The sequence below is a fragment of the Dermacoccus sp. PE3 genome, assembly GCF_001021715.1.
GTDB classification, from domain to species: Bacteria; Actinomycetota; Actinomycetes; order Actinomycetales; family Dermatophilaceae; genus Dermacoccus; species Dermacoccus abyssi.
The window spans coordinates 281812-294462 of record NZ_LDCM01000001.1; the positions used below are offsets into that span (position 1 = coordinate 281812).

The following is a 12651-nucleotide window of genomic DNA, read 5'->3' on the forward strand; positions in this document are numbered from 1 at the left end:
TCGTCGCTCACGCGCTGGGCGTGATGCGCGTCAGGGCGCTGTACAGGCGGTCGGTGGTGCTCGTGCCCTTCGGGTCGGCGAGGTTCGCCATGACCCGGACGACGAGCTTCATGAGGTCTTCCCGCGGCAAACCGTATGTCACGGCGAGCTTCATCAGCTGCGGGTTGCCGATGATCGTGGCGAAGTGACGCCCCAGGGTGAAGTACCCACCGAGGGCGTCCTTCATCACCTTGGGGTAGGTCTCGAGGACGCGTTCGCGGGCAGCGTCGTCATGGCGGCCACGGGTGAAGGCACTCGCGACGACCTCGCTTCCGAGGCGTGCGGCCTCCATGGCGTAGGCGATGCCTTCGCCGTTGAACGGGTTGACCATGCCGCCCGAGTCACCGACGAGCATGAGGCCGTCCGCATAGTGCGGCGTCCGGTTGAAACCCATGGGCAAGGCTGCGCCGCGCAGGTCGCCGACGAGCGTCTCGTCGGTGAAGGTCCATTCGGCCGGCATCTGCGCGACCCAGCGCTTGAGCACCTCGCGGTAGTCGGTGCGCCCGAACGCCTTGGAGGTGTTGAGGATGCCGAGGCCGACGTTCGAGGTGCCGTCGCCGACGCCGAAGATCCAGCCGTAGCCCGGGAGCAGGACCTCGCGCCCGTGCTCGTCACGTCCGGGCAGCTCGAGCCAGCTCTCGAGGTAGTCGTCGTGCGTGCGGGGGCTCGTGTAGTAGCCGCGCACTGCGACGCCCATGGGGCGGTCCTCGCGCTTCTCTCGCCCGACGGCGAGCGCCAAGCGGCTCGAGTTGCCGTCAGCCGCGACGACGAGCGGGGCGCGGTAGGTGGCCGTATCACCCGTGGCACGGCCGTCCTCACCGAGGAGCTTGGCCCTGACACCGACGACCTGCGAGCCCTCGCGCAGCGGCTCGGTGACATTGACACCCTGCAGGAGACGGGCACCCTTGCTCACCGCGTGACGCGCGAGGATGTCGTCGAAGTCCTGGCGGGTGCGCACGAGGCCGTAAGTCGGGAAGCCGGACGCCTCGGGCCAGTCGACCTGCAACCGCATACCGCGGCCCACGAGGCGCAGCCCCTTGTTGCGGATCCACCCCTCGCTCTCGGGGGTCGGAATGCCGAGCAGGTCGAGTTCCTTGACGGCGCGCGGCGTGAGGCCGTCACCGCAGACCTTCTCGCGCGGGAAGCGCGTCTTCTCCAGGAGCAGGACGTCGAGGCCCGCGTCCGCGAGGTACGCGGCCATCGTCGAACCGCCGGGGCCGGCGCCGACGACGATGACGTCGGCGCGCTCGGATGCGTCTGCGCTGTTCACACCGGTGCCCGGCGTGAGGTTCGAGGTGTCGCTCACGCCGCCCCGCCCTTGGACTTCGGCTGGTTCTTCTGTCCCTTCGCCGCCGCAGGCTTCACCGCGCGGTGAAGCGCGACGATGCCACCCGAGAGATTGCGCCACTCGACGTCGCCCCAGCCTGCTGCCTTGATGCGCGTGGCGAGTTCGCGCTGCGCCGGCCAGGCCTGAATGGACTCGGCGAGATAGACGTAGCTCTCCGGGTTGGAGCTGACGGCGCGCGCCACCGGCGGGAGCGCCTGCATGAGGTACTCGCCGTAGATCTTGCGGAAGGCACCGTTCGTCGGCTGGCTGAACTCGCAGATGAGGAGGGTGCCACCGGGCTTGGTCACGCGGGCGTACTCGGCGAGGGCGCCGTCGACATCGACGACGTTGCGCAGGCCGAAGCTCATCGTCACCGCATCGAACGAGGCGTCGGCGAACGGCAGCTTCGTCGCGTCCGCGGCGGTGAAGGCCATGTCGGCGCGGCGCTTCTTGCCCTCACGCAGCATGCCGAGGCTGAAGTCGGCGGGCACGACGTGCGCTCCCGCGGCTTCGAAGGGCTCGGACGACGTGCCGGTTCCGGCAGCGATGTCGAGCACGACCTGACCGGGCCGGGGAGCCAGCGCCTTGAGCACCTGCTTGCGCCAGCGACGGTCCTGACCGAGGGAGAGCACGTCGTTCATGAGGTCGTAGCGTGCCGCCACGTCGTCGAACATCCGCGCCACGTCGGAGGGTCGCTTGTCCAGGCCTGCTCGATTCATGCCTGCATTCTCGCACCCGTCACCGCCTGGGCCGAAGCGCGCCTTAGGCTGGTCCATTGTGAACGAAGCCCGTCCCGCCGCCACGCCGCGTCTGTGCGTACGCACGTACGAGCTCACCGACCCCGGTGACCTCGTCGGCCTCATCCCCGCAGGGCGCCCCGCGGAGGACGTCATGTCCTGGGTTCGGCGCGAGGAAGGGCTCGTGGGCTGGGGACGCGCGGCAGCCGTTTCCACCTCCGGCGACGCTCGCTTCGCCGACGCCGAGGAGTGGTGGGACGCCCTCGTCGCCGCAGCCGACGTCGTCGACGAGGTGGAACGACCGGGCACCGGCCTCGTCGGCTTCGGCTCGTTCAGCTTCCGCAACTCCTCCGACGAAGGCGCTGCGCTCGTCGTGCCGGAGATGATCGTCGGTCGGCGTGACGGCCACGCGTGGCTGACGACGATCAACCGCACCACCGACCAGTTGCCGGAGGTGAAGCCCGCCAAGGCCCCCACCGGCGTGGAGCGCACCGACGGTGCGCTGTCGCCGGCGCAGTGGCGCGGCGCTGTCGGAGACGCCATCGAGTACATCCGCGCCGGACGCATCGACAAGGTCGTCCTCGCGCGCGACGAGATCCACACCGCCGACGCCGACATCGACCCGCGCTGGCTCCTCGCCCGCCTGTCCACCGCCTACCGCGACACGTGGGCGTTCGCCGTCGACGGGCTCGTCGGTGGCACGCCGGAGCTGCTCGTGCGCTCGGACAAGGGCCTCGTCACCTCGCGTGTGCTCGCCGGAACGATCCGGCGCACCGGTTCCGACGATCACGACCTGGCTCTCGCGGCGAGCCTCGCGCGCAGTTCGAAGGACCTCGTCGAGCACGAATTCGCCGTGCGTTCGGTGGAGGCCGCGCTGCGGCCGCACTGCTCCTCGATGAACGTGCCCGACGCTCCCTTCGTGCTGCACCTGCCGAACGTCATGCACCTGGCGACGGACGTCTCCGGGGCTCTCACCGACGGCGCGTCGTCGCTCACGCTCGCGGCGTCACTGCACCCCTCGGCCGCCGTCTGCGGTACGCCGACGCGCGAGGCCGCCCTCGTCATCGACGAGCTGGAACACATGGACCGCGGCCGGTACGCCGGGCCCGTCGGGTGGATCGACGCGCGCGGTGACGGCGAGTGGGGCATTGCCCTGCGCAGCGGCCAGATCGACATCGAGAACCCGTGCCGCATCCGCCTGTTCGCCGGCTGCGGCATCGTTGAGGGCTCGGATCCGGTGAGCGAGGTGGCCGAGTCGGTCGCCAAACTCGCACCGATGCGCGAAGCGCTGCGCTGATCGCCGCTACCGTCGAGGGATGAAGCAACTCCTCGTCATCACACACGCCCCGACGCCCGCCACCGTTGCGTTGCGCGACGCCGTGCTCGCGGGTGCGAGCGATCCCGAGTTCTTCGCCGACGAGGTCGACGTGCACGCCGTGGCAGCCCTCGAGGCCACCGATCCGCAGCTCTACCTCGACGCCGACGGCTACCTCTTCGGCACGCCCGTGAACTTCGGCTACATCTCGGGCGCACTCAAGCACAGCTTCGACTCGACGTACGACGACCTGCTCGAGGAGGTGGCGCGCCGCCCCTTCTCCTACTGGGTTCACGGACGCAGCGACGCCACCGGCGCGCGTCGTGCCCTCGACGCCATCACCACCGGGCTCGACCTTCGTCTGGTCGCCGAACCGTACGAACGCCTCGGCGAACTGAGCGACGTCGACCTCGCCGAGGCCCGCGAGTTCGGCGCCACCGTCGCCGCCAACCTCATCACCTGACGCACACCGAGCGCGTCCGGGCCGGCGCTCAGCGACGCTCGAACCGCGTCGGCATCTCCTCGGCACCGGCAACGGCCTCGACGGCGGCGGCCACGAGATTGCGGCGGCCGAGACGCTCACCGCTGCGATCGACCGTCACCTCGACCACCTGGACGTCCGGCCGCGGGTTCGAGACGAGATCGATGAGGTGCTCACGCGAGGTGGCCCGGGTGTACTCGACGCCGTGCGCCTGGCACACCATCTCGAGATCGGCGCCCGTCGGCGTACCGAAGACGCGCTCGAAGTGCTCGGCGAACTCCGGCCGCCCCTGTTCGAGGGTGCCGAAGATGCCCCCGCCGTTGTCGTTGATGACAACGATGGTGAGATCTGGGCGTGGCTCGCCGGGGCCGAGCAGCAACCCGTTGCTGTCGTGCAGGAACGTGAGGTCCCCCATGAGGGCGAAGCTCGGCCGCCCGTGCGCGAGTGCGATGCCCATGGCCGTCGAGACGAGCCCGTCGATTCCGGACAGGCCACGGTTGCCGACCGCGGACACCTTGCGAGCGATCTGCTGCGGGTTACGCCCGAGGTCGAGGTCGCGCGCCGTGTTCGACGAACCCACGAGCAGCGCCGAGTCGGCCGGCAGGTGCTGCACGACGGTCGACGTCGCGGACATTCCGGAGGGCCACGAGTCAGCGACGAGCGGCCCGACGACCTGGGTGAGGCGGTGGCCCGCCATCCGCCACGCGCTGGCCCAGCGACGGTCGGCGCATGCCGAGACCAACTCGTGCGAACGGGCGATCGTGGCCCACTCGTGGACCCGCTGGACGACGTGTGAGGGGTCGGCCCACGCGTTCGATCCGGTGACGATCTCGACCGTCACCTCGGGGTTGCGCAGCAGCAGGGCGACGTCACGCGAGAGCGTCATGCGGCCCGCGACGAGCACGCGTTCCGGCAGGTGCTCGTCCAGCCAGTCGTGGCAGGCGAGGATGAGCGAACCGTGCGGCATCGCGCGGCCACGGTGGTAGTCACCGAACGGCTCGGCGATGACGGGCCAACCGGCGGCGTCCGCGAGTTCGGCGATCTCCGCGCTCATGCGCGGGTCGGGCAGGTCGCCCATGAGGACGAGGGTGCGCGGCACCGGGGCGATGCCCGGCCCGTCCGCCACGGCGACGCGGGAGGCGGGGGCTCGCAACTGCAGCCACGGGCGTCCACGATCGCGGCCCTCGAGGGACTCTGGCCACGTCCCGTCGTCGGAGGTTTCGGGGGTGAGCGGCTCACGGAACGGCAGGTTGAGGTGGACCGGTCCGGCGTCGCCGGTGGGCACTCCCACGGCGTGCGCGACCGCACGACCGATGACCGAGCGCCACACGGTGTTCTGCCCCTCACGCTCGGCGGGCGTGGCGAACTCGTGGAACCAGCGCGTGGCCTGACCGAAGATCTTGACCTGATCCGTCGTCTGGTTGGCACCTGTGTCACGCAGCTCTGCGGGACGGTCGGCCGACATGACGATCATCGGCACCTGCGCGTGGTGCGCTTCGAGGACGGCCGGGTGGAGGTTCGCGACGGCCGTGCCGCTCGTCGTGATGACCGGCACCGGGTTACGTGAGATCTTCGCGAGTCCCAGGGCGAGAAAGCCGGCCGAACGCTCGTCGATGCGCACATGGAGGCGCAACTTCTTCGCGGCGTCGGCCCGCGCCACCGCGTAGGCGAGCGGCGCGGAACGTGAGCCGGGCGCGAGGACGACGTCGGTGATGCCCAGGCGCACGAGTTCGTCGACGAGGACGGTGGCCATAGCGGTCGAAGGATTCACCGGGCCAGTCTCGCGCACCCCGCCGCCGAAGGCCACACGTGACAGGGTGTGACGGACACTCGGGTGGGCCCGGTCCTGCCCGGTCCCGGGTCGGAGTGTGCGGTGGGCCCGCCCCTGCCAGGGCCGTTAGCCTGACCGACGTGAGCACCCTCAACGACCTCCCCGCCCCGAGCGGCGAGCAGTGGACCATCGCGGCGCACGGCTACGAGGCAACCGTTGTCGAGGTGGGTGGTGGTCTGCGCCACCTGACCCACGACGAGCGTGACCTCGTCTTCGGTTATGCCGTCGAGGCAATGGCGGACGCCGCGCGGGGACACGTCCTCACGCCGTGGCCCAACCGAATCGACGGCGGACGGTACTCGTTCGACGGCGAGGATTACCTCCTGGCGCACACCGAACCGGGGCTGGCGAACGCCTCGCACGGTCTCGTGCAGTGGCTCGCCTGGGATCTCGTGGAGCGCTCGACCCACCGGCTGACCGTCGGCGTCACCCTCCATCCCCAGCCCGGCTGGGCGTGGACCCTGCGCGTCGAGATGACGTACTCGCTCGACCCCGACGGCCTGACGGTCACCCCGAACGTCAGGAACCTGTCGTCCACCGCGTGCCCGTTCGGGTTCGGAGCGCACCCGTACCTCACCGCGGGTGAGTCCTCGCTCGACGACGCCGCCCTGACGCTCGACGTCGCCACGCAGCTCACCGTCGACGAGCGACTCATCCCGACCGGGCGCGAGACGAGCACCCATGATTTCTCCGGGCGGCTCCCGCTCAAGGGGGTCTCACTCGACACGTGCTTCACGGACATCGGCGTCACCGACGGCCGCTGGCGGGCGTCGGTCACGAGCGGCTCGCGCACGACGACACTGTGGGCCGACGCGAGTGCGTACCGCTACGTCCAGACCTTCACCGGTGATGGCCTGCCCGAACCGAAGAACCGCCGGTCGGGGCTCGCCGTCGAGCCGATGACGTGCCCTGCCAACGCCTTCAACACCGGGGAGGGCCTGCTCACCCTCGCGCCCGGCGAGACGTGGAGCGCCCCGTTCGGCATCACCGGCGCCTGAAACTCGATGTTGAGCGATGAGCGCGGCACGGGTACCGCCCACACCGCTCAACATCGAACCCCGATGGGCGCCGCGGATGCCGATGCCGCCCGCGGCGACTACCGTGGTGAGAGTGCCTCGATCTGCCCGTAGTTTCGCCGACGACCTGAGGGGCCGCGCGGACGACGACCTCGCGGCGCTCCTTCTCGCCCGGCCCGATCTGGCGCGCCCGGCACCCGCCGACATCACGTCGCTCGCCGCGCGGGCCTCCACGCGCGCCAGCGTCCAGCGCGCTCTCGAACACCTCGACGCGCGCCTCCTCCACCTCGTGGAAGCGCTGCTCGTCGTCGGCGCCGAGGGCGCTCCTTCGGCGCTCGGTGCGTCACGTTCCGCCGTCGACGACGGTATCCGCGAGTTGTGGCACCAGGCTCTCGTCTGGCGCTCTCCCGACGGGTGGCGCGCCGCCCGAGCTGTCGGCGAAACCCTCACGCACCCAGCAGGATTGGGACGAAGCGCGAGCGATCTTGACGTACGACTGGCCGACCTTGCCATCGTCTCCGAGGGCGACTTCGACGCCGTGACACGGGCCTACAACGCGCTCTCACCGCGTGCTCAGGCCGTCATCGACCAACTCCGGTGGACATCCGCACGCGGCTCGTTCACCACGCAGACCCTGCGCGATGTGCGCCGCGAACTCGTCGGTGCCGGCCTCATGGTGGCCGTCGACGGCGAGCGCGGCAGCGACGCCGTCATCCCGCGTGAGGTCGGGCTCGCGCTGCGTGGCGGGCGTCTGTACCGCGAGGCGTGGGCTCCCCCGACCGCCGAGATGACCCACGTCGAGCAGGCGAGTGCCGACGACGCGGCGGCCGGCGCCGTGCTCGATCTGTTGTGGCGTCTCGACGAGGTCGTCGCCGCCTGGGACGCCCAACCGCCCCGCGTGCTGCGCACCGGAGGCGTCGCCGTACGCGATCACCGACGCACGGCCGTAGCGATCGACAGTTCGAGCGATCTGACGGCGTTTGTCCTCGAACTCTCCTACGCCGCAGGCCTTCTCGCTCCCGACGGGGAGGTCGATCCGCTGTGGCGGCCCACCGAGTTCTACGATGAGTGGGCCACGTGGGCTCCTGCCCGTCGCTGGGCCCATCTGGCGTTCGCGTGGCGCGACACCACGCGCGCCGCGAGCCTCGCCGGTCAGACGATCGACGGCACTCTCGTCAACGTCCTCGGCAAGGACGCCTCGTGGCCGCTCATGCGGGCTCGCCGCGCCGACGTCCTCGCCACGCTCGCCGCGCTCGAGGCAGGCAGCGCCCCGACCACCGAACAGGTCGACGCCCTGCTGCGCTGGAAACGACCCCTGCGCCTTCCCGAGGGAGCCCCCACCCGCGCCGACGACGTGTTGCGCGAGGCCGGCTGGCTCGGCGTGACGGGCCGCTCGGCCCTCACCTCCGCCGGTCGAGCGCTCCTCGCGGTGCCGAGCGACGACTCCGTCCCGACGAACGAGGCGAACCTCGAGTCCGTCGCCGCCCTCATGGCCGCCTCCATGCCCCAGCCTGTCTCGCAGGTCATGCTCCAGGGCGACCTCACCGCTATTGCGCCAGGGCCTCTCACGGAAGAGGTCGCGACGTTCATGCGCCGCAGCGCCGACGTCGAATCACGTGGCGGCGCAACGGTCTTCCGGTTCACCGAGAGCAGCATCCGACGGTTGCTCGACCACGGCGTCTCCTCGGGCGAAGCGCTCGAGGCCCTCCGGCGTCACTCGATGACACCGGTCCCCCAGGCGCTCGAGTACCTTCTCGGCGACGTCGCGCGTCGATACGGCCATCTGCGCGTCGGCTCCGTCGGTTCGTACGTGCGCAGCGACGACGAGGGATCGCTCGACGCCCTCGTCGCGGACTCCTCGCTCGCCTCGCTCCAGCTACGCCGCATCGCTCCGACCGTGTGCGTCTCGCCCCTGCCCGCCTCGACGCTGCTCGACGTTCTGCGTGAGCACCGTCACGCGCCGGTTGCCGAGACCTCGGACGGTGGCGTCGTCGTGCGCACCGAAGCGGTGAAGCGCTCCCCCACGCCCGGGCGCCGCAGCACGCCGGTTCGTGTTGTCCGCCTCGACGGTGACGAAGCGACGGCCATGACGCAGCGCATGCGGGAGGCGGAGAAGAGCGCCGTGCGCCCTTCGCAGCACGACGAGCGCACGCGCATCCCCTCGTCCGACCCGACGGTCACACTCACCTCCTTGCAGGACGCCGCCGCCGATCGGGCTCCCGTCTGGATCGGTTATGTCGATGCCTCGGGCGACATCAAGCGCGCCCTCTTCCGGCCGACGAGCGTCTCGGGTGGGCGCGTCGTCGGGCAGATCGGCGACAACACGACGACCACCCGCTCGTTCTCCATCCACCGCATCACCGGGGTGGCGCCGGCGTGAGCGAGCCGATCGAGACGTGCCTCGTCGTCGTCACCCGGACCCTCGAGGGCCGCACGCACCTCCTGCTCGGGGAGAAGCTGCGCGGGTTCGGCCAGGGCCGCATGGTCGTGCCGGGCGGCAAGGTCGATCCGGGTGAAACACCTCGCCGAGCGGCCGCGCGGGAGCTGTTCGAGGAGACGTCGCTTCGTGTGAACGACGCCGATCTGGACGCGCGGGGCGTCGTCACCTTCGCCTTCCCGGACGGCGGCGGGGTCGACATGCGCGTGCACGTCTTCGTCACCGACGCAGCCGAGGGGGAACCGACGGACTCGGACGAACTCCTCGTCACGTGGGCGCCCGTCGACGCCCTTCCCACGAGCCGCATGTGGCCGGACAACGTCCATTGGCTCCCGGTAGCGCTTGCCCGCGGCTTCGACGAGGCCGCCTTCACCTACGCCGCGGACGGCGCGACCCTCACCAGTCACACCGGAATCTGAACGCGGGTCTTTCGTCCCAGATACCGGGGGCCGAGGACGATGATCGCAACACCGAGCAGAAGCAGCGCTCCTCCGGCGAACGCCGAGACAGCCGGCACCTCCCCGAGAAACAGCCACCCGGCGAGGAAGCCGACGACCGGCACGAGCAGAGTGAACGGTGCGACGTTCGAAGCCGGTAGTGGCCCATGAGGCCGTTCCAGATCGTGTAACCCACGAGGCTTGCGAGGACGACGGTGTAGGCGGTCGAGGCGACCGCTGCGCCTCCGAAGTGATGAAGCCCCTCGACCATCCGGTTCGGGCCCTCGATGAGGAAGGACAGCGCGAACAACGGCAGCGGCACGAAGAGGCTGCCCCACACCGTCAGTCCCAGGCCGGACGCGCCGGCGCCGCGCCGGGCCGCGACGTTCCCCGCGCCCCAGCTCAGAGCACCGGCGAGACAGAGCATCACCCCGACGAGTGGTGTCGCGCCCGAGCGTCCGGACGCCACGAGAACGAGACCGGCCAGGGCCACACCCATGCCCACGAGCTGGATCGCCTTCGGTCGCTCCTTGAGCAGAGCGGCCGCGAAGACGACGGTGAAGAGCGCCTGGGCCTGGAGGATGAGCGACGCCATCCCGGAGGCGAGACCGGCGGCCATGGCCGAGTAGAGGAAACCGAACTGCCCCGCCGACATGAGCAGGCCCACCGGTGCGAGGTCGCGCCAGGCCACCTTCGGACGCGGTACGACGGCGACGAACGGCACGATGCAACTGAAGCGAATGGCCGCGAACAGCAGCGGCGGCACGCCCTCGAGGCCTTCGTGGATGACGACGAAGTTGACGCCCCAGATGAGCACGACGAGAAGTGCGAGGGCGATGTGGCGGGGCGTCATGGGGCTATTCGACCGCGCGGGGACCCTGCCGGACGAATGCGCGTCCACGGGCGCGGACGGCTGCGCCCCGGGGGTGGCATGCGCGAGGCCCGCCCCGGCGTGCGGAGCGGGCCTCGTCGCAGGCTCGTGGCGAACGATCAGACGATGTCGATCAGAAGATGCGAACGCGCTCGTCCTCGTCGATCCACATGCCGTCGCCGGGCTTCACGTCGAACGCCTCGACGAACTCGGTGAGGTTGCGAGCGGCGTTGGCGCGCACATCCATCGGCGAGTGCGGGTCGATGGCGAGCAGGCGCTTGGCCTCGGCCTCACGGGCGACGCCGCTCCACACCTGTGCCCAGCCGAGGAAGAAGCGCTGCGCGCCGGTGAAGCCCTCCAGCACGGGCGCTGGGGCTTCTTCGCAGGCGATCGTGAACGCCTTGTAGCCGATCGTCAGGCCGCCGAGGTCGCCGATGTTCTCGCCGACGGTGAGACCACCGTTGATCTTGACGCCCGGTGCGTCACGCGTCTCGTACTGGGAGAACTGCTCGATGAGCTTCTTCGCCAGGGCGTCGAACCGCTCGCGGTCGCCCTCGGTCCACCAGTCGACGAGTTCGCCGTCGCCGTTGAAGCGCGAACCCTGATCGTCGAAACCGTGGCCGAGCTCGTGCCCGATGACGGCGCCGATGCCGCCGTAGTTGACGGCGTCGTCGGCGTCCACGTCGAAGAACGGCGGCTGCAGGATGGCGGCCGGGAAGACGACCTCGTTCATCATCGGGTGGTAGTACGCGTTGACCGTCTGCGGGCTCATGAGCCACTCGGTACGGTCGATAGGGCCGCCGATCTTGGCGAGCTGGTAGTCGGTCTCGAACGACGCCGAACGCTTGACGTTGCCGACGAGATCATCGGCGAGGATCTGCAGTTCGGAGAAGTCACGCCACTTCTCGGGGTAGCCGATCTTGGGCGTGAACCGGTCGAGCTTCTCGAGGGCCTTGGCCTGCGTCTCCTCGCTCATCCACGCGCTCTCGCGGAAGCTGCGGCGGAAGGCCTCGACGAGGTTGTCGACGAGTTCGACCATGCGCTCCTTGGCCTTGGGCGGGAAGTGGCGCTCGACGTAGAGCTTGCCCGCCTCCTCGCCGAGCACGCCCTCGACGAGGCCGACGCCGCGCTTCCAGCGCTCACGCAGCTGCGGCGTTCCCGACAGGGCGCGACCCGCGAAGTCGAAGCGCTCCTCGACGATGTCGTCGGTGAGGTAGCTGGCGAACGACGTCACGAGGTGCCACGTCATCCACGCCTTCCAGTCCTCGACGTCACGCTCGGCGAACAACTCGCCCAGGGCCTCGAAGTAGCTCGGCTGGCCGACGACCACGTTCGCGAACGCGCCGTCCGGCACGACCTGGCCCTCGAGCCACGCGTCGATGTCGAACGCGCCGAAGAGCTCACGCAGTTCCTCGAGCGAGTATCGGTTGTAGCTCTTGACGGCGTCGCGGGTGGAGACGTTGTCCCAGTGGTGCTTCGCGAGGGCCTTCTCGAAGTCGTAGACGCGCGGGGCGACCTCGTCGGCGTTCTCGACGCCGACGAGCGTCAGCAGACGCTCCATGTGAGCGGTGTACTTGTCGCGAATCTCGGCGTACTGCTCCTCGCGGTAGTAGGCCTCGTCGGGCAGGCCCAGGCCGCTCTGGCCGAGGTAGACGATGTACTCGTCGCTGTTCTTCGCATCGGCGCTGACGTAGAAGCCGAACAGGCCGCCCATGCCATAGCGCTCGAGGTGGCCGAGCAGCATGAGCAGGTCACGCTTGTCGGTGAGGCCGGCGATGACGGCGAGGTCCTCGAGGATCGGCGACGTTCCGAGGGTGGCGATGCGCTCGGTGTCCATAAACGAGCGGTAGAGGTCGCCTACCTTCTGCGTGGCGGGCCCCGCGTCCGTTCCGTCGTTCTCGGCGGCCTCGGCCTTGCCCGCAGCTTCCTCGATGATGTCGCGCATGGCCTTCTCACTCGCCTCGCGCAGCATGTCGAAGGCGCCGTAGCGCGATTTGTCCTCGGGAATCGGGTGGTTGGCCACCCACGTGTTGTTGACGTGCGCGAACAGGTCGTCCTGCGGGCGCACGTCCGGGTCGAAGCTGGTCACGTCCAGGCCGGAGTTGATCTTGCTCGTCATGCCCCTACCTTCTCACCCCGGGCTGACAGCGAACGCCGCCG

The 12651-nt window shown here is 70.0% G+C and carries 10 protein-coding genes; 5 read left to right on the forward strand and 5 right to left on the reverse strand.

Features of this window, described 5'->3' with window-relative positions; translation table 11 throughout:
• Positions 1 to 7 precede the first annotated feature (7 nt).
• Positions 8 to 1345: a geranylgeranyl reductase family protein gene (locus AA983_RS01335; RefSeq protein ID WP_082128609.1), complete on the reverse strand. Its 1338-nt coding sequence runs from the start codon at positions 1343 to 1345 to the stop codon at positions 8 to 10.
• On the reverse strand, positions 1342 to 2085 hold the full coding sequence (locus AA983_RS01340; RefSeq protein WP_047310441.1) for a demethylmenaquinone methyltransferase: 744 nt from the start codon (positions 2083 to 2085) through the stop codon (positions 1342 to 1344). The genes AA983_RS01335 and AA983_RS01340 overlap by 4 nt, the downstream gene beginning before the upstream one ends.
• Before the next feature lie 58 nt (positions 2086 to 2143).
• Here AA983_RS01340 and AA983_RS01345 point away from each other — a divergent pair, with 58 nt between their 5' ends.
• Entirely contained in the window at positions 2144 to 3400 is a 1257-nt protein-coding gene (locus AA983_RS01345; protein WP_047310442.1) for an isochorismate synthase MenF, read from the forward strand.
• A 19-nt stretch (positions 3401 to 3419) separates the two neighbouring features.
• Complete coding sequence (locus tag AA983_RS01350) at positions 3420 to 3881, forward strand: flavodoxin family protein (protein WP_047310443.1); 462 nt, start codon at positions 3420 to 3422, stop codon at positions 3879 to 3881.
• Between the two features lie 28 nt (positions 3882 to 3909).
• Here AA983_RS01350 and menD read toward each other — a convergent pair whose 3' ends face one another.
• Entirely contained in the window at positions 3910 to 5670 is a 1761-nt protein-coding gene (menD, locus tag AA983_RS01355; protein WP_231579493.1) for a 2-succinyl-5-enolpyruvyl-6-hydroxy-3-cyclohexene-1-carboxylic-acid synthase, read from the reverse strand.
• Positions 5671 to 5810: 140 nt separating this feature from the next.
• Here menD and AA983_RS01360 point away from each other — a divergent pair, with 140 nt between their 5' ends.
• The 3 genes from AA983_RS01360 (at position 5811) to AA983_RS01370 (ending at position 9602) form a co-directional block, all read left to right on the forward strand.
• Complete coding sequence (locus AA983_RS01360) at positions 5811 to 6728, forward strand: aldose 1-epimerase family protein (protein ID WP_047310445.1); 918 nt, start codon at positions 5811 to 5813, stop codon at positions 6726 to 6728.
• Positions 6729 to 6840: 112 nt separating this feature from the next.
• On the forward strand, positions 6841 to 9126 hold the full coding sequence (locus AA983_RS01365; protein WP_231579494.1) for a helicase-associated domain-containing protein: 2286 nt from the start codon (positions 6841 to 6843) through the stop codon (positions 9124 to 9126).
• A complete protein-coding gene (locus AA983_RS01370) occupies positions 9123 to 9602 on the forward strand; it encodes an 8-oxo-dGTP diphosphatase (RefSeq protein WP_052946742.1) in 480 nt (159 codons plus the stop codon). Before AA983_RS01365 ends, AA983_RS01370 begins: the two co-directional genes overlap by 4 nt.
• Here AA983_RS01370 and AA983_RS01375 read toward each other — a convergent pair.
• Together AA983_RS01375 and AA983_RS01380 are read right to left on the reverse strand one after the other, a co-directional pair.
• Positions 9580 to 10473 carry an EamA family transporter gene (locus AA983_RS01375; protein WP_231579495.1) on the reverse strand — a complete coding sequence of 298 codons (894 nt, stop codon included), beginning with the start codon at positions 10471 to 10473 and terminating at the stop codon, positions 9580 to 9582. The two genes, AA983_RS01370 and AA983_RS01375, sit on opposite strands and share 23 nt — an antisense overlap.
• A 151-nt stretch (positions 10474 to 10624) precedes the next feature.
• The gene (locus AA983_RS01380; protein ID WP_047310446.1) at positions 10625 to 12610 is read right to left on the reverse strand and encodes a M13 family metallopeptidase; all 1986 of its coding nucleotides are present in this window, start codon (positions 12608 to 12610) and stop codon (positions 10625 to 10627) included.
• Positions 12611 to 12651 lie beyond the last annotated feature (41 nt).

What these genes read in the sequence shown, in the direction of transcription:
- AA983_RS01340 (WP_047310441.1), bottom strand. Translation starts at nt 2,085, where the DNA reads ATGAATCGAGCAGGCCTGGACAAGCGACCCTCCGACGTGGCGCGGATG.
- AA983_RS01350 (WP_047310443.1), top strand. Translation starts at nt 3,420, where the DNA reads ATGAAGCAACTCCTCGTCATCACACACGCCCCGACGCCCGCCACCGTT.
- AA983_RS01375 (WP_231579495.1), bottom strand. Translation starts at nt 10,473, where the DNA reads ATGACGCCCCGCCACATCGCCCTCGCACTTCTCGTCGTGCTCATCTGG.
- AA983_RS01380 (WP_047310446.1), bottom strand. Translation starts at nt 12,610, where the DNA reads ATGACGAGCAAGATCAACTCCGGCCTGGACGTGACCAGCTTCGACCCG.